This window comes from Bradyrhizobium sp. CIR18, assembly GCF_014198295.1.
In the GTDB taxonomy this organism is placed as follows: Bacteria; Pseudomonadota; Alphaproteobacteria; order Rhizobiales; family Xanthobacteraceae; genus Bradyrhizobium.
Window position 1 is genome coordinate 834,909 of sequence record NZ_JACIHF010000001.1, and the last position, 15,847, is coordinate 850,755.

The following is a 15,847-nucleotide window of genomic DNA, read 5'->3' on the forward strand; positions in this document are numbered from 1 at the left end:
CCTGATGAAAGCGACCGGACGCGGCAAATGACCCATCACCACCTGCATTCCAGCCCCAAAACCTGCCATTGGGGCTTCTTCGAAGCGGCGCTCAAGCCCGTGCTGACGATCAAAAGCGGCGACGAGGTGACGGTCGACACCATCAGCGGCGGCGCCGACATGCTGCCCGATCGCGACAAGTTTCACATTCCGCCGGAGATGTTCGAGGTTCATGCCAATAACGAGCGCATGCTGCCCGGCCACATTCTCACCGGCCCGATCGCGGTCGAAGGCGCCCAGCCCGGCGACGTGCTCGCGGTCGAGATCCTCGATGTCCAGCTCCGGCAGGATTGGGGCTGGAACATGATCAAGCCGCTGTCCGGCACTCTCCCCGACGATTTCCACGAGACCCGCATCCTCAACATCCCGCTCGACCGGGCGCGGATGGTCGGCCGCATGCCGTGGGGCCTCGATCTGCCGCTGAAGCCGTTCTTCGGCGTGATGGGCGTGTCGCCGCCACCTGGCTGGGGCCGCATCTCCTCGCTGATCCCGCGCGCCATGGGCGGCAATCTCGACAACAAGGAGCTCGGCGCCGGCGCGACGCTCTATTTGCCGGTGTTCGTGCCGGGCGCGATGTTCTCCTGCGGCGACGGCCACGGCGTGCAGGGCGACGGCGAGGTCTGCGTCACCGCGATCGAGACCGCGCTGCAGGGCCGCTTCCGCCTGACGCTGCGCAAGGACCTGAAGTTCGACTATCCCCGCGCCGAGACGGCGACCCACTACATGACCATGGCGATGGATCCCGACCTCGACCAGTGCGTCGTGCGCGCGCTGCGGGACATGATCGCGCTGCTCGGCGAGACGCGAAACCTGTCGCGCGAGGATGCCTACACGCTGTGCAGCCTGGCGGCCGATCTGCGCGTAACCCAGACCGTCAACGGCGCCAAGGGCATCCACTGCATGATCGAAAAGGCGATCGTGCACGGCTGAGCCGGCCCGCTCCTCCCGACCTATCGACGCCACGCCGCCGCCGGGACTCTCGCGCGGCGCGCCTCGTCGCGTCTAATTTCCCGTGCGATTCCAACATGCTGAGCATCAAGCTCAGCCCGCATTTGACTTCCACCCCCGAACCTAAATAGAGTCTTAATCGTTACTTTTATGTACCCGAGTAAGAGGCTAGCGTTCGGGCCATGGCCACCGAAAAAGCCGAGACTGACCGTATTCCCGTAACCTTGGCGCTCTCGACCATCACCTATTTGGAGAAGCTGGTGAGACAGGGCACCCACGGCACCAGCGTTCCCGGCGTCGCACGTACCCTGATCGAGGAAGGCATCCGTCTCGCCATCAAGGACGGGCTTTTGTCGATTCGCGACAATGGCAGGACGTGAGCGCGCGCCGAACGTGAGGCGGACGGATCTCGGAAGGCGGATGGCTACATCTGCAACCTGGGACCGTGACACATGCCTGTTCTTTCACCCACCTGGACCGACGATCGCATCGAACTTCTGAAGCGGCATTTCGAGGCCGGCCTCTCCTGCCGCGAGATCGCCGCCGATATCGGCGTCAGCCGCAACGCGGTGATCGGCAAGCTGTCCCGCCTCAATCTCACGCGCGGCCGCACCATCGACGAGCGCAAGGTTCAGGACCGGCCGGCGCGGGCGCCGAGAGCCGTGCCGCGGCTGCAATATGAGATGCTCGCCACGATCTATGGCGACACCGACGCACCCGTGGCCGCAGGTCCGATCGACGACGCCAATCGCTGCTCGCTGATGGAGCTGGCCGAGAACCGCTGCCGTTGGCCGATCTCGACGCCGGGCGCCGAGGATTTCTGCTTCTGCGGCAATGCCGCGCCCGACGCTCAGCCCTATTGCGCCGGCCACAGCCGCCTCGCCTACCGACCGAACGGACGCGCCCGCGTGATGCGCAGTTAGCATCTGCTTGACGCGTTTTCTTGACGCGAACTGGTATCCACTTTGCTCGAAAACGCTGTGCCTCCCAAAAACGAAAAACCTCCGGCGGGGCATCGCCGGAGGTTTCTGGAGGCTTAGCGTGAAGCTAAGAGCCGCAACTTTCGTATTTGGCTTGGAGATATATAGCTTAGTAACTCATGTAAGTAAATAAATCTGAGGCGATTGAATCGCATAGCTCGTCTTCGTCCGCCGCACGGACGGTCAGATTGCGAAGATCTCCGCAAATAAAAAGCCCCGGCGGTCTCCCGCCGGGGCCCTGTCGCATCGAGGGACGTCAAGCTTACCAGTTGCGCTGGGCGCGCAGCAGCATGCTGTAGGTGTCCTGGTCCTTCAGCTCGTAGGTCGCCGCCGGCTTGGCGACGCCCGTCAGTGCTCCGGTCGTGATCACGCCCGAGTACTTCTGGTCGAGATGGCTGTAGGTGAAGTCAGCCGAGAAGGTCAGGTTCTTCACCGGCGTCCAGCGGGTGATGACACCGACCTGGCCGATGTTGAAGTCCGGGTTGCAGGAGCCGGTCAGGGTTGCGAACGCCGCGCTGCCGCAGATCATGCTCTTCGCCGTGCCGCTGTAATTGACCGCAGCCCACGCGCCGTACAGCGCCGTGTTCCAGTACGGGCTCCAGTTGTGGGTGAAGGCACCCCGGAAGCCGTAGGTCTTGGTCAGCTCGAGCTGGCCGCCCGGTCCGAACACCGCGTCGGACACGCCGGCGAAGCCGATGCTCTGATAGGCGGCGTTCGAGCTGCCGAACATCGAGTAGCTGGTCGCGGCCAGCTCCTGGAAGTTGTAGCGGCTCGCGCCTTCGGTGTAGACGCCCGAGATGTTGATCACGTCGCCGGCGCCGGTCGGGATGTTCTTGATGCCCAACGCGAGCTGAACGGCCCAGCCCCATTTGTCTTCGGGATGACCGGTGGCTTCGGTCGCACCGTAATAGCCGACATGGTTGTCATGCGCGGCGACCGACGCCTGGAACAGGCCCCAGGCCTGGTCGACGCGAACCATGGCGACGAGGTCGGGCGAGCGGGTGCCGCCGAGGTCGTTGGAGCCGTAGGCACCGCCGAGAACGCCGGTGGTGGACATGCCCGCGGTGTTCCAGATGTTGGTCTGAAACACCTGCGTCTGGTCCTGCGCCGAGAACGCCGCCGTCACACCCTGGCCGAAATCGGCGGTGTAGGTGAACTGGGTCACGCCGTTGGTGGTGCCGCTGCCGCCGACGAGCTGGTCGAAATTGTTGCCGGGATAGTTGATCCAGGGCGCGTCGAACTGCGACACGGCCTTACCCATGGTGAAGCCGGCGAACTGGACGAAGGCGTAGTAGACGCCGAGCGCGCCGCCGGAGAGATTGCCGTCGGTGCCGTTGATGTTGCCGCCGCTCGAGCCGGTAAGGCCGGTGCCGGCCGCGTTGAGGCCGATCGTGCCGCTGTACTGGGTCGCACCCGTGCCCGAACCGGTCCCGCCATAGCTGCCGGTCGTCCAGGTGAAGACCGCGTCGAAATAGGTGCGGACCACGCCGTACTCGGTCGCGGTGCGCGTGTCGATGTTGAGATCTTCACGAGCGCGCATCGAGTAGTAGTTGGTGAGGCGGTTGTTGGCCGCGAACACGCCGTTGTACTGGGCGCTGTAATTGCCGCCGGCGTTGAGCGCCACTTCGGCACGCACATAGCCGCCGAGCTTGATGCAGGTGTCGCTGCCCGGGATGTAGTAGAAACCCGCGCCGTACAGCGTGCAGATCTTGACGTACTCGACTGCCTTGGCCTTGACCGGAAGATCGGCCGCCTGGGCTCCAGCGACGGCGATCAGACCCGCCGCAGTGCCGAGCAAAAGGCTCTTCACCACTTTCATCTCAAAAACCTCCAAGTTGCTCATTTTACGGAGACCGGACCGTGAGGCCCCCCAAGATCCCCGTCTCCATCAATCCGCTCGGCCGCTTTCGGACACACCCGCTTTCGACGCGAGCAACGTGAGCGAACCACCTGCAACGGGACGATCGAGAACCCCCCACCGTCACGGACCAATATGCCTGCGTCGTTCACTAATCAAAATACTTTATTAAGTCAGCTTTCCGGTTTTCGCTAAGCCTGTGCCCCGCGCGCAACACCGGGGCCGGGCCAATCGCTGACCTGATCATCTTTGTAGTTTTAGTGACGAAATTACCCTGCCCTGCACTTGCGTCAGAGCAGGCTTGCGTGGACTATGGCCCTCCACGAACACCGGCCTGAACAATCGGTTCACGGGAGTGACGCTGTGTCCGCGACGAGGAAAGAAGGAGCGCGCCTGCGCTCGATCGGCAATCTGGATATCATCAGGCGCTTCACCTGGGAGATATCGTCGATCAACATGTATCTGGAGGAGCTGCGTCAGTTCTGGGCGAAGACGCTCGGCATCAGCGGCCCGCAATGGCTGATCCTGATGGCCATCTCCGATCTCGACAAGGACGATGGCATCCCGGTCAACGTCGTCTCCAAGCTCCTCCACGTCGATCCGTCCTTCGTCACCACCCAGTCCAAGCTGCTCGAAAAGAAGGGCCTGCTGCGCCGTCGCCCCTCGCCGACCGACGCCAGGGTGGTCCGGCTGTCCCTGACCGACAAGACCCAGAAGCACATCGCAAGCCTCAATGAGCAGTACAAGACGATCCGCGAGTTCGTCTTCCAGGAGTTCGACGAGAACGAATTGACGGAATTCACCGGCAAGCTCGCGACGTTGAAGAACCGCCTTCAGAAAGCCTGCGTCCGGATCTCGCTCGACTTCTAGGGTCCTAGGGCCCCGCGCTCAGATCCGCCGCGCGGCGGTGCCGAGCCGCGATTCGAGCCAGTCGAAGATGTATTCGTTGGCAAGGCTCGGATTGTCCGCATGGGCCTGCGCCGCGCCGGTTTCGGCCGCGGTGAACACCTTCAGCATGACATCCGAGGTGGCGAGCCGGGAGCTCTCAACGATCTGACGCGCCCGGTCGGCCTTGAGCCAGCCGTCCTCGCCGAGCGTGATCAGCACCGGACAGTCGGCGCTGGAGGCCATCAGCGGCGCATGCGGCACCGGCACGATGCTGACGTCGCTCATCGCAAATCGGCTGGCAAAGAAGGCCCGCTCGTGCAGGTCCCACAGGCCGCCGTCGCAGACGGCGGCGGCAAGCCGCGGCTCCTGCAACACCGCGCGCGCCACGAAGGACGAGCCCCAGCCGTCGGCGATGATCCCGACCCGGGCGAAATCGATGTCGCCGCGCGTCTCCAGATAGTCCATGACGCCGGGAATCGCGCTCTCGAGATCCCGGCGCCGCAACAGCGCGTCGAGATAGTCGTCGCGCTGGTCGCCGAACAGGTCGAGCGCCAGCATCGAGAATCCACGCTCGCGCGCATGCGGCACGAGCTTGAACAGGAATTCCTCCTTGCGATGGCCGGGCTCGCCGATGCAGATCACGGTCGGAGCCCGTCCGCTTTCCGACGGCGCGGGAAGGAAATAGCCCTGCAACGCATGTCCGTCGAGCCAGGGGATCGTCACGACTTCGCCGGCCGGGCCGCGCGCCGCGAGGTAGCGGCGGGCACATTCCTGCATCGCGAGCACCGCGACCCAGCGGCGCTCGTCGGCCGGGTCGAGCGGCATCGCCGCCGCACCGTAGTAGTTCATGGCGCGCAGCCAGTTGCGCTGCGCGCTCGCCATGTGGCCTTCCGCGAACGCGGCCTCGGCGCGCTGCCGATTGGCCTGCGCGAGCTTCTTCCATTCGCGATGCCATGACCGGTCGTCGCCGCGCTTCAGCTGCCGCGCGATCATCAGGCATTCGGCGATCGTGGCGCCGCCCTCCTGGGCCGCGGTCAAGAGCCGCGTAAATTCAGCGGAGATGTCCTCCCGCTCCGGGCAAAGGATCCAGTCGTCGGAGAGGCATGCGGGAATCATCGGAGCTACGCTCTATCATCGCGTTATCCCTGATTGACTAAACTATTTCAGTTTACCGACCAAGCAGCCGTGCACCGAATGAGAGCCGTTCGAGATCACCATCGCTTGAACGAAACGGCCCCCTCGCATGCGTGACATTCCAATTCGTCATGAGGCGATGAACATTGGCAGGAGGTGGCACGTACAATTACCTGCGCGCCTCTTGCCATGATGATTATCATACCTATATCCGCGCCTTTCGAGGCGATCTCAACCGAGCCGCCAGCCGACCTCCTGCGTAAAGCTATCGTAGAAGGCGCGGTCGTAGGCCTGCTCCGGCGTAGCGCGCACGCGTTCGTCGAGACGCTTGGCGTCCTCGCCGACGAGGATGCGCCATCGCTCCGCCTTGACCCCGTCGAGAATGATCTTCGCGGCCTGTGCCGCCGTCGTCGGCGCATCCTCCAGGAAGCTGCGGGCGCGCTCGGCGAACGCCGCCTGGATGTCCTCGTCCGACATCTTGTCGGCATCCGGCACGCCGGCCGCGACCATGCGCTTGCGGGTCAGCGCGACCTCGTCCGCGTTGAGCCGCTCCGACCCGTCGGCGCTCTGCACCTTGCGCGAGTTGGAGACGATCGAGGTGCCGATGTGACCGGGCATCACCACCGAGCATTTGACGTGCGGGGCGTGCAGGCGAAGGTCGTTGATCAACGCTTCGGTAAATCCCTTCACCGCGAATTTGGCCGAACTGTAGGCGGTGTGCGCCTGGCCCATGCCGATCGAGGCCCAGAAGCCGTTGACGCTCGCGGTGTTGACGATGTGGGCCTCGTCCGCCGCGACCAGCATCGGCAGGAAGGTGCGCACGCCGAGATAGACGCCGCCCCAGCAGATGTTGAAGGTGCGCTCCCACTGCTCGCGCGTGTTGGTGAACAGGCTGCCGCCGCCACCGATGCCGGCGTTGTTGAACAGGAGATGGATCCTGTCGGTCTTCTGCTGCTCGGCGAGCTCGTCGCGAAAACGCTTCAGATGATCCTCGATCGACACGTCGGCGACATGCGTCGTGACGCGCAGGCCTTGCGGCAGCTTCTCGATCTCGCAGAGCCGCTTGGTCTCTGCCATCGCGGCTTGCGAGACGTCGCACATCGCGACATTGCAGCCCTCGGCAACGAGTTGCCGCGCGAGCTCGCGCCCCATTCCCGTGCCGCCGCCGGTGATGACCGCGATCTTTCCTGCGAAATCCTTCATGGGACTTTCGGCCCCTCCCTTGTCGGTATGTTTCTTCACAGCGCCGCTTGCCGGACGCGCGCACGAAATGTAGCAGCGCCGCATCCGCAAATGAAAGCGGATCGGCGAAGCAATCTTCGGCATCAATTATTTCGGCGTGCGGACTATTGGCCTGCAGTCGCCACGCGGTCGTTGCAGATGAGAGGAGACCGCGAAGCGGTCGTCTCGAAGGACGAGGCGCTTGCTCAATCGTCGCCGGAAGCACAGGCGATAGCCCGGCCGTTGCGCGGGAGCGTCCGCGGAGCTGCTGCCACAGTTGGGGCAAAAGTGCCCGGTTCCCGTATTTGTCCGGCTTCGGTTTATGGGTAATTTTTTTACAATCCGAATCGTCAAATGGACTCCGGACGCTGGGTCGAGTCGGCCAGGCCAGCGTGTTGTTTGCGTGTCACAGGCTCTGGCACTCCGCTTGCATCCTCTTCGTGGTCTGAAACTACCGATGAGGTGACAGGAATGTTCGTGACCGTCGTTGCCGTGCTCTGCCGGCTGAGTGCAGCCAGCTCAGGCAGTTGCATCGAGGAAATCGTGACCGACAGCAACATGACGCCCGAGATGTCGTTGATGCAATGTGCGATCGGCGCACAGGCGCCGTTGGCGAAATGGATGGGTGAGCATCCGATCTATCACGCCAATTGGCGCCTGGATCGGTACAAATGCGTGCCCGGCCATTACGAGATCAAGGGCCACGCCTAAGGCCCCGCAAAACTACTGATCCGAAGACGACGGATACGAGGAAACGCCCGGGGGCCGCTTGTCCCTTCGCGGGCACTGCCAGCGCCAAGCCCCAGCGAGGCGGCGCGCCCTGTGACCACGGTCACACGCTTCTCCCATCACGCCACCGCGCGCATGATGAGCGCCCGCGCCTTGCGCCCCTCCGGGGTCGGCATCAGCGCGTAATTGTGCGGCTGGTCACGCAGCAGATGCAGCTCGACCGGCACGCCCACCGCCCTCGCCCGCTCGGCGAGATCGACGCTGTCGGGGTAAAGCAGATCGCGCGTCCCTGCGAAGATCGTCATCGGCGCCAGTGCACGGAAGGCACCGTTGAGCGGGCTGACGAAGGGATGGCCGATATCGAGCCCGCCGGCGTAGAGCCGCCCGGCCTCGACGATCCCCGGAATGTCCTGGATCGGATCGCGCTTTGCGATCTCGATCTGCTCCGGACGGCTGACCGAGGCATCGGCCGCGGGCGAGATCAGCACCATCTGGTCCGGCTGCCGATGCCCGCGATCGCGCAGCCATTGGCACGCCGCGAGTGCGAGCCCTGCGCCGGCCGAGTTGCCTGCTACCGTGACCTTCGCAGACCCGGCGTCTTCCAGCAGCATGCGCAACAGCTCGGCCGTCGCCGGCACGACATCCTTCGCGGTGGCGCGCGGCGCCAGCGGATAGATCGGCACGACGCACACGACGTTCGCCTTGCGCGTCATCTGGCCTATGAGGCGCCAATGCGCCGGCACGATCTCGTTGATGTAGCCGCCGCCGTGCAGGAACATCACGAAGTTGCAGCCCTCATGTCCCGACGCCGGCGCGGTGTAATAGACCGGCCAGCCGCCCATCTTCGTCAGTGTCACCTCGACGTCACGCCCCAGGTTCGGCGGCTCGAACGAAGCCGGTTGCAATGCGAGCTTCTGCACATGCGCCTGCACCGCTTCGGCTGATGCCAGCTGCTGCTTGTAGGGCAGCAGGGCGAGCAGCGCGTTGAAGCCGCGGCTCTGCAGGCTCGGCCCGGGCTCACGGCTCCGAGGCGCGCAAAGATCTGGACAAAACTGCAGGGCCGACACGATCCTTGCGACGCTCATGGTCAGTTCTCCGCCTGGCTGGGCATCCATATGGCGACGAAGAGGCTTGCCGACAGGTCGCCATATGCGCGTATAATGCGAGCATTCGCTCGCTTTTCCTACTCGCATTCGGCGCGCAAAGCCCATGGCGCGCACGCCGCCGACAAAACCCCGGAAAAACGCCTTGCAGGCGCGATCACGCGCCACCGTCGACGCGCTGGTCGAGGCGACTGCTCGCATTCTGGTCCGCGACGGTTTCGAGAAGGCCAGCACCAACCGCATCGCCGAGATCGCCGGCGTCAGCGTCGGCTCGCTCTACCAGTATTTTCCGAGCAAGGAAGCGCTCGTCGCCGCCGTGATCGACCGTCACAACGAGGAGATCATGGGCATTGTCCGCACCGCGCTCGCGGAAGTCGCCGACCTGCCGATCGACAAGGCGGTGCGAAAGCTCGTCACCGTCGCAATCGAAGCCCACCGCATCGACCCGAAACTGCACCGCGTGCTCGCCGAGCAGATCCCCCGCACCGGCCAGCTCAAAGACGTCGAAGCCTTCAACCGCGAGGTCCATGACCTCGTGCGTACCTATCTCGAAAGCCGCCGCAAGGAGATGCGCAAGATCGATCTCGACGTCGCAACCTTCGTCTGCGTCAGTTCGATCGAGGCGGTCGCGCACAACACGGTGCTGAACGGACCCGAAATGCTGTCGGAGAAGATGGTGCGGACGCTGGTGGACGAGACGACGCGGATGGTGGTGGGGTATTTGAGGTAGGCGGCCCTTAGAGAGATCTGATCCAGGCTCAAAAGTGATAGTTCACGCCCACTCGCGCCACGTGGAAATCCGCCCGGCCGAAATTCGCCGTGTATCTGGACAGAGTCGGGCCAATGCCCGTTGCGAGTGCGGTGGCCGTCACTGACGATTTGCCGAGGTCGACGTAGAGATATTCGGCCTTGAAGCTCCAACGAGGCGCAAAGCGCCATTCGCCCCCTCCACCCACCGTCCAGCCAGCCTGAATGCGGGAATCGGTGCCCGTGAAGCAAGTCGATCCGATCGTACAACTGAATGAAGTGCCGCCGACGGAGACACTGAAAGCGCCACCCGGTCCGTTCGCGATGTAGTCGTCGAATGTCGCCACTCGACCAAAAGCAAAGCCGCCGGTCCCATACAGAAGAACGTTAGGCGTGACCAGCGCCCCCAGACGCCCACGAATGCTCCCCCACCAGTCAATCTTTTGCTCGGCCGAGATGGTCTGCGCGAAAGCTGGGGGCAGAATCGGCGTTGTTTCGCGACCGCTTCCGCGCAAGCTGGATGCGCTTAAGTCACCTTCAACGCCGACGAGCCATTTGCCACCCAGCTGCCAATTGTACCCCGCTTGCAGGCCCCCCGTGACACCACTCATCGAAAAATCGTGAGGGCTGGGAGCAACCTGCCCCGCAAACGGAGGCGCAATCGGAACTCCAGGATTGAAGATGAAAGCGGAGGCCGCGTCACCGGTGAAATTCACGGTCCGGTCTGCCCATGCGCCGCCAACGTTGCCGCCAGCATAAAATCCCGTCCAGCTTGGGCTGGAGTCAGCCGTGCGCGCTTTCGTGAAAAGTGCGGGGCTTTGGTCAGCAGCTTCCGCCCCCGACGCGACACTCGCCAAGACTGCTACAGCAGCCAGTGCTCTTCTCACGGGACGCCCCCTCCGCGATTCCAACGCGCCCGAAATTCTTAAATCATGTTGACGCTGCACGCTGTGACGCCAGGGCAACACTCGCGGAACGTTGCAACCCAAGCGGAAACGTGCGGCCCGCGGTAAACCCGGCCGAAAAGGAATTTGATTCTTTGAAAAATGGTCGGAGCGAGAGGATTTGAACCTCCGACCCCTAGTCTCCCAGGCGACGGCAGATCGTTGCTTCTACGGGAGAATTTTTGGAAACGACTGAGCGGCTTCGGTTTGCAAAGACAGGGTCTTTTACCGAAATTGTAAACCGATCGGGAGGCTGCACACGGCGCCAGCGAACGGCCGAGCGTGGCTGTGCTTGATACACACTTTGCTACACATCGCCGGGAATTTGTCCTCTCTGTGTTCTCATGCCATAACGCCGCCCATGACCGACGAACTCTCCCTGCGCCGCGCCGTGATAGGCGGTAAAACCGCGCCTGACGACTATGTCGTGATCTGGGACGATCTTCACATCGGCCGCATTTTCAGAACCACTGCCGTCGGCGGCGGCGCCGATTGGTCCTGGTCATGCTTTCTGCCCAACGTGCCGCAGCGGAGTGCCCATCGCGGCCACGCCGCCAGCCTGGACGCGGCCAAGATGGCGTTCCGATCCGCTTGGGCGGCTTTGCAATCGGACCCTCAGTTACGACGAGATCAAGCAGGCGCGCGTGACCGACGCCGACCGCAGCCGTCCCTGGCATAAGGGCGCATGACGGGAGCGCCGGCGAGTTCGACGAGCCGATCGCGCTAGCTTTCCAGGAACGAAGGCCCGGGGATGAGATTATGAGTCTCGCTGGCTTGCCGCCGAGCTGGCGGAGCGGACCCCGGCCCATACCCCCCTAGCGCCCCTGCGAGCCGGGGCCGTCTCTCCGCTGCTTTTGTATCGGAGTATGCGTATGCGTTCCTCGCCCTCGATCGTGCCGGCCGATCGCCTCGACCGCGACATCTACCTGGTGCTTGAGGATTTCGGCGCGGGTGCCGGGTGCGCATGGCGTGAGACCGACGAGGCCGACACCGATCTCGAGACCGTCCTACAGGACATCCTCTCCGGCCAATATGCCTATCCGCTTCGGATCGTGCGCTTCAATTCGATCGAGGGCTGGTCCCGCGACGCGACGTCCGACCTTGCCGACGCGCTGGCCGAGCGCGCCGCCAACTCCGACGCCCAGATCTCGCCGGCTCTGCAGGATTTCATCAACGCCAACGCGACGCGACGATTTGACCTGCAGCTCGCCCTGCCCCTGCGCGGCGCTGCCCGATGACATCTGAAGGCAGGCCTGTGGGCTCGGCGAAATGCGCCGCGGCCGGCCGGCGCGCGGGGCGAACATGCCATTCACGGCCGCGTGTACGAAGCCAATTGAGGCCTCCAACGAAGCGAAGCTGAAACAATGCAATCCGATACTGCGACGGTAACGACCGTTGCGGGAGGCTCAAATGCGTAGCCTGATTTTCGGTACGGCTCTCCTAGCGCTGGCGACCATCGGATGTTCCACGTTTATTTCCGCTGCCCTTTCTGCCGCGAGGGATGCAAAGGCCGCAACATTCTCAGAACGGTTCGCGCCGGCAATGACTCTCCCAGCCGGCTAGGTCCGCCAGCGTGAAACGGCGAGCCGATTGCGACCGCCTTAATGGGGAGCTTTGCCTTCTCGGTTGAGCAGCTCCAGTCGTCGTTCTAGCTCTTGCTTCTTCGCCGCAAGCTTCTCCGCCAAAACATCATTGACGACGGTGTGGAGTCGCCACAGCTCTTCGAGAGACATGCTCTCAAGAGGCTTCCGATCCATGAATCCCCCCGACTCACGTATCGTACAAGGTTAGCGACAAAAACGAGACACTGCCACTTTCTCCCGACGAGATTCACATTTGCGAATGAAGGTACAAAGGTGAATGCCCTCCCTTAGCTTGCTGGGCATATTGGTTGGGAGCATGCTGCATTGACTGATAACATTCCGGCGCAGAGCCGATATTTCGTTCGAATGGGCGGCAAGGGTTGGATGGTTTACGATCGAGTACGCAAGGGCCCGACACTGATAGGGACCGCCTGGGCAGCCAATTTGACAAAGGAGCAAGCCGAACAAATCCTACGCTCGCTTACTTCTTCGGCCGCGGAGAAGCCACTTTCTGCAACCGACCGAGGCCCACGCTAGCGCGATACCGGAGCGGCCTCAAAAGGGCGGCCTCAGCTGGGGCGGCAGCTGAGGCCATTGGGGTCTGCTCCGGCTTCAGGGGGCTTAGGATGGCCGGAGCAGAGAGACAATTCGCCCGATTGCCACTTGTTCCCGATCTCGCAAATTGAGCGGGAAGTCTTATTTTCGGTCCATGCGTATGACGTACGAGCTCTGCTTGGCTACCGCCGCCAAGCACGTCCCTTCAGGGACTGACTGGATCCACGAGGTAAAGTACGACGGCTACCGAATGCTGGTCATTCGGCAGAACGAGCGGGTGCGCCTCCTCTCTCGCAACGGTACGGATTGGACCAAGCGCTACCCTTGGATCGTCCAGGCCGCGCTGAAGAACCGCGAGCGGCACTTCGTCGTCGACGGAGAGGCCGTGGTGCTCGGCGTCGACGGCGTCTCCGACTTCAACGCCCTGCATTCGCGTCGGCATGATGACGAGGTGCAGCTTTACGCCTTCGATATCCTTGTGCGCGGCGGCGAAGATCTGCGGCCCCTGCCCCTCTCGCTGCGCAAGAGCAACCTGGCGCGCTTGCCGTGGCATCACTCTGGTTTCCCCAGTTTTTGCCGGTACCTACGGGTAGGCGGCAGTCAAGCCCGTCAAAAGTCCCACTAGCCTGACGCGGAATGTGATACGACACTCGCGCAGCGTGGTTTGTCGCGCAGTAGGCCAACATGGCTGACATCCCGACCACTCACTACGTCAAAAGTGATGACGTCCATATTGCCTATCAGGTGATTGGCGACGGTCCACGCGACCTGCTGTTCGTCCCCGGTTTTGTCTCCAATGTTGAAGCGCTTTGGCAATCGCCGGGTCGCGCCTATTTTTTCCGCAGGCTTGCAACGTTTGCGCGAGTCATCATTTTCGACAAGCGCGGCACCGGAATGTCTGATCGCGGTTCCCAGATCTTCACACTTGAACAGCGGATGCACGATGTGCAGGCGGTGCTGGACCAAGTCGGTTCCCAGCGGGCCACCTTGTTTGGCGTATCCGAGGGCGGTCCGATGTCGCTGCTCTATGCCGCGACGTATCCCGAACGCACGTCCGCTCTGGTTCTTTGTGGCACTTATGCGCGACGCGCGTGGGCTCCTGACTACACATTCGGATGGACTGATGCGCAGTGGAGCACTTTCCTCGATGACATTGAGCACCACTGGGGCACGACAGATGCAATGAGTTTGCTGATGTGGGCGCCCAGCCTTGCCGGCAATACGCAGGCACTTGAGCAAGTTGCTGCCTACTTCAGGGCCTCAGCAAGCCCAGGGGCGGCATCCGCGATCATGCGCATGAACCGGGAAATTGATGTCAGAAATATCCTCCCCGTCACGCGTGTACCGACCTTAATTTTGCATCGCACCGATGAGCGCGTCATCGACGTGAAGCATGCGCGCTACATGGCGCAGATGATTCCTTCCGCCAAACTGATTGAGCTCGGTGGTCAGGACCATGTGGTCTGGGTAGGCAGTCAGGACGCAATCCTTGATGAGGTCGAAGAATTCGTCACTGGGCATCGGCAGGCAGCCCAGCCAGATAGAGTGCTTGCGACTGTGCTGTTTGTCGACATTGCGGGATCGACGGAACGCGCCGCCATGCTCGGCGACGGCGCCTGGCACGTACTGCTCGACGCGTTCTATGCCAAAGCGCGGGGCGTGCTCGGCCAGTATCGCGGGCGCGAAATCAACACCGCCGGCGACGGTTTCCTTGCCACGTTCGACGGACCTGCGCGCGCCGTACGCTGCGCCAGCGCAATCCGCGATGCGGTGCGCTCGCTCGATCTGAAGGTCCGTTGCGGTTTGCATACCGGTGAGTGCGAATTCGTCGCGCACGATATCGTTGGCATTGCCGTGCATATTGGCGCGCGCGTGGCGGCGCTAGCTGCGCCGGGTGAAGTTCTGGTCTCACAGACGGTTCGCGACCTCGTAGCAGGCTCCGGATTGACGTTTGAAGAGCGCGGCCGTCACACTCTCAAAGGCGTGCCTGACGAATGGCGTCTGTTCCGTGCGGTGATTACCTAGCCCGCTTTCACCCCGCCATGTGGTCAGAGCACCGAAGGACCGCTTTTGGCCCTTCAGCGACATTGGAAGATTGCTGCTTCTCCGCCGCTGTTCGGGCTTAAGCGGACATTAGCGGCGGCCAGCCGCTTAATGAGTACACGGACTAGTCATCGAGCTTTTCGGACGTGATCGCGCCGGTCTTGGCGTCGGCGTGAAATTCCATTCTCTGGCAGCAGCAAGCATCCATGAACGCCAAGAACGTGGCATAGTCCCCCCAGTTGCGATTCCATCCCATGCTATCGCTTCGAGTTTTAGTGTCGCAATACACGCTGGAAGAAGTCCCTGATATTCTCTTCCGATTCTTCGCCCGCGAATTATGCCGGAGGTAGCGGCTCGAGCTCTTCCTTGCCGTAATAGCCAATCACGCGGTAGGAGCGACTTTGCCCGATGACCGCGATACAACAACATCCACAAAATAGATTGCTTGATAAGGATTTTCTTCGTCCCCGATCATTTGCTTTTATGGCTCATCTCGTCAGTGAAAAACACTGCATGCGGCTTTTCATCTATTTCCTCTATCAAAGCACGGTCTGGAGTTGTTTTGGCTTCCGACTTCACGGAGTCTCTGTCCAACCTTTTCCAAACCATAGGTACGCGCTGCAAAACCTCCGCCTTCGGATTCTGAAGTAGCGTCTTTTCGAGCGCAGCGGTTTCAATAATCGATGACGCTTCCTGAGCTGTGACAGTCAACAATTGAACGGTAACCGGACCGTTGATCACATTGAATGTCTGCGATCCGCCGTGACTTGCGATCGGTTTCACTATGTTCGTTGCATCGTCGCAGTCTTTAATGGAGATATTGTCGGCTGCTGTCGCCTCTCGCTTCTTAGCAAAAAGGTCGATCAGAGACTTAAGATGCTTGCCGAACTTTTCGATCAGCTCGACCTTGTCGATTAGTGGTGCCAGCAAGGGGCCGGCCATTGCCACGGTTGAGACGAGGTCGGGTACTAAGTTGATGTCGATACTGCCGGGTTTGACAACCGACACCAGAAGGCGCGCCTCTGAGTTCTTAGTGGCTAACTCGTTCTCATGTTTCTTTAGGACGCGTCCTAAA

16 protein-coding genes and 1 pseudogene are annotated in these 15,847 nt (G+C 62.2%); 11 read left to right on the forward strand and 6 right to left on the reverse strand.

What is annotated here, in order from left to right:
- Positions 1–27: 27 nt before the first annotated feature.
- The 3 genes from GGD65_RS04050 (at position 28) to GGD65_RS04060 (ending at position 1,910) form a co-directional block, all read left to right on the forward strand.
- Positions 28–969 carry an acetamidase/formamidase family protein gene (locus GGD65_RS04050; protein ID WP_183234454.1) on the forward strand — a complete coding sequence of 314 codons (942 nt, stop codon included), beginning with the start codon at positions 28–30 and terminating at the stop codon, positions 967–969.
- A gap of 200 nt (positions 970–1,169) precedes the next feature.
- Positions 1,170–1,367 (forward strand): hypothetical protein, encoded by a 198-nt coding sequence (locus GGD65_RS04055; RefSeq protein WP_007603456.1) that lies wholly within the window; start codon positions 1,170–1,172, stop codon positions 1,365–1,367.
- A 72-nt stretch (positions 1,368–1,439) separates the two neighbouring features.
- Positions 1,440–1,910 (forward strand): GcrA family cell cycle regulator, encoded by a 471-nt coding sequence (locus tag GGD65_RS04060; RefSeq protein WP_183234455.1) that lies wholly within the window; start codon positions 1,440–1,442, stop codon positions 1,908–1,910.
- Between the two features lie 319 nt (positions 1,911–2,229).
- Here the strand turns inward: GGD65_RS04060 and GGD65_RS04065 are convergent, their stop codons facing one another.
- Complete coding sequence (locus GGD65_RS04065) at positions 2,230–3,786, reverse strand: porin (RefSeq protein ID WP_183234456.1); 1,557 nt, start codon at positions 3,784–3,786, stop codon at positions 2,230–2,232.
- 402 nt (positions 3,787–4,188) lie between these two features.
- On the opposite strand from GGD65_RS04065, the gene GGD65_RS04070 reads away from it, so the two are divergent.
- Entirely contained in the window at positions 4,189–4,695 is a 507-nt protein-coding gene (locus GGD65_RS04070) for a MarR family winged helix-turn-helix transcriptional regulator (RefSeq protein ID WP_026202299.1), read from the forward strand.
- Between the two features lie 18 nt (positions 4,696–4,713).
- On the opposite strand, the gene GGD65_RS04075 is transcribed toward GGD65_RS04070, so the two are convergent.
- Positions 4,714–5,829, reverse strand: coding sequence for a S9 family peptidase (locus GGD65_RS04075; protein WP_018320072.1), 1,116 nt, complete (start codon positions 5,827–5,829; stop codon positions 4,714–4,716).
- 249 nt (positions 5,830–6,078) lie between these two features.
- The gene (locus GGD65_RS04080; protein ID WP_092257788.1) at positions 6,079–7,050 is read right to left on the reverse strand and encodes an SDR family oxidoreductase; all 972 of its coding nucleotides are present in this window, start codon (positions 7,048–7,050) and stop codon (positions 6,079–6,081) included.
- Between the two features lie 489 nt (positions 7,051–7,539).
- Between GGD65_RS04080 and GGD65_RS04085 the strand changes: the two genes are divergently transcribed.
- On the forward strand, positions 7,540–7,779 hold the full coding sequence (locus GGD65_RS04085) for a hypothetical protein (RefSeq protein WP_092257446.1): 240 nt from the start codon (positions 7,540–7,542) through the stop codon (positions 7,777–7,779).
- A 137-nt stretch (positions 7,780–7,916) separates the two neighbouring features.
- Here GGD65_RS04085 and GGD65_RS04090 read toward each other — a convergent pair whose 3' ends face one another.
- The gene (locus tag GGD65_RS04090; RefSeq protein WP_183234457.1) at positions 7,917–8,882 is read right to left on the reverse strand and encodes an alpha/beta hydrolase fold domain-containing protein; all 966 of its coding nucleotides are present in this window, start codon (positions 8,880–8,882) and stop codon (positions 7,917–7,919) included.
- A gap of 163 nt (positions 8,883–9,045) precedes the next feature.
- Here GGD65_RS04090 and GGD65_RS04095 point away from each other — a divergent pair, with 163 nt between their 5' ends.
- The gene (locus tag GGD65_RS04095) at positions 9,046–9,630 is read left to right on the forward strand and encodes a TetR/AcrR family transcriptional regulator (protein WP_246783186.1); all 585 of its coding nucleotides are present in this window, start codon (positions 9,046–9,048) and stop codon (positions 9,628–9,630) included.
- Between the two features lie 28 nt (positions 9,631–9,658).
- Here GGD65_RS04095 and GGD65_RS04100 read toward each other — a convergent pair whose 3' ends face one another.
- On the reverse strand, positions 9,659–10,615 hold the full coding sequence (locus tag GGD65_RS04100; RefSeq protein ID WP_312017683.1) for an outer membrane beta-barrel protein: 957 nt from the start codon (positions 10,613–10,615) through the stop codon (positions 9,659–9,661).
- A gap of 337 nt (positions 10,616–10,952) precedes the next feature.
- Here GGD65_RS04100 and GGD65_RS04105 point away from each other — a divergent pair, with 337 nt between their 5' ends.
- From GGD65_RS04105 to GGD65_RS04120, 5 genes and pseudogenes are all read left to right on the forward strand, one after another.
- Positions 10,953–11,270 carry a hypothetical protein gene (locus GGD65_RS04105; protein WP_246783187.1) on the forward strand — a complete coding sequence of 106 codons (318 nt, stop codon included), beginning with the start codon at positions 10,953–10,955 and terminating at the stop codon, positions 11,268–11,270.
- A gap of 193 nt (positions 11,271–11,463) precedes the next feature.
- Positions 11,464–11,829: a hypothetical protein gene (locus GGD65_RS04110; protein WP_183234460.1), complete on the forward strand. Its 366-nt coding sequence runs from the start codon at positions 11,464–11,466 to the stop codon at positions 11,827–11,829.
- A 1,060-nt stretch (positions 11,830–12,889) separates the two neighbouring features.
- Positions 12,890–13,261 (forward strand): annotated as a pseudogene (locus tag GGD65_RS04115) (RNA ligase family protein); the annotation flags it as partial.
- On the forward strand, positions 13,206–13,322 hold the full coding sequence (locus GGD65_RS41075; protein WP_409362734.1) for a DUF3649 domain-containing protein: 117 nt from the start codon (positions 13,206–13,208) through the stop codon (positions 13,320–13,322). The pseudogene GGD65_RS04115 and the gene GGD65_RS41075, both read left to right, overlap by 56 nt.
- A gap of 91 nt (positions 13,323–13,413) precedes the next feature.
- Positions 13,414–14,754, forward strand: a complete 1,341-nt coding sequence (locus GGD65_RS04120) for an adenylate/guanylate cyclase domain-containing protein (protein ID WP_183234462.1) — start codon at positions 13,414–13,416, stop codon at positions 14,752–14,754.
- A gap of 489 nt (positions 14,755–15,243) precedes the next feature.
- Here the strand turns inward: GGD65_RS04120 and GGD65_RS04125 are convergent, their stop codons facing one another.
- Positions 15,244–15,780, reverse strand: a complete 537-nt coding sequence (locus tag GGD65_RS04125; protein ID WP_183234463.1) for a hypothetical protein — start codon at positions 15,778–15,780, stop codon at positions 15,244–15,246.
- Positions 15,781–15,847: the final 67 nt, after the last annotated feature.

Excerpts from the sequence above, each read along its gene's own strand:
- GGD65_RS04050 (WP_183234454.1), top strand. The coding sequence starts at position 28 with ATGACCCATCACCACCTGCATTCCAGCCCCAAAACCTGCCATTGGGGC.
- GGD65_RS04055 (WP_007603456.1), top strand. The coding sequence starts at position 1,170 with ATGGCCACCGAAAAAGCCGAGACTGACCGTATTCCCGTAACCTTGGCG.
- GGD65_RS04060 (WP_183234455.1), top strand. The coding sequence starts at position 1,440 with ATGCCTGTTCTTTCACCCACCTGGACCGACGATCGCATCGAACTTCTG.
- GGD65_RS04065 (WP_183234456.1), bottom strand. The coding sequence starts at position 3,786 with ATGAAAGTGGTGAAGAGCCTTTTGCTCGGCACTGCGGCGGGTCTGATC.
- GGD65_RS04075 (WP_018320072.1), bottom strand. The coding sequence starts at position 5,829 with ATGATTCCCGCATGCCTCTCCGACGACTGGATCCTTTGCCCGGAGCGG.
- GGD65_RS04080 (WP_092257788.1), bottom strand. The coding sequence starts at position 7,050 with ATGAAGGATTTCGCAGGAAAGATCGCGGTCATCACCGGCGGCGGCACG.
- GGD65_RS04085 (WP_092257446.1), top strand. The coding sequence starts at position 7,540 with ATGTTCGTGACCGTCGTTGCCGTGCTCTGCCGGCTGAGTGCAGCCAGC.
- GGD65_RS04090 (WP_183234457.1), bottom strand. The coding sequence starts at position 8,882 with ATGAGCGTCGCAAGGATCGTGTCGGCCCTGCAGTTTTGTCCAGATCTT.
- GGD65_RS04105 (WP_246783187.1), top strand. The coding sequence starts at position 10,953 with ATGACCGACGAACTCTCCCTGCGCCGCGCCGTGATAGGCGGTAAAACC.
- GGD65_RS04110 (WP_183234460.1), top strand. The coding sequence starts at position 11,464 with ATGCGTTCCTCGCCCTCGATCGTGCCGGCCGATCGCCTCGACCGCGAC.
- GGD65_RS04120 (WP_183234462.1), top strand. The coding sequence starts at position 13,414 with ATGGCTGACATCCCGACCACTCACTACGTCAAAAGTGATGACGTCCAT.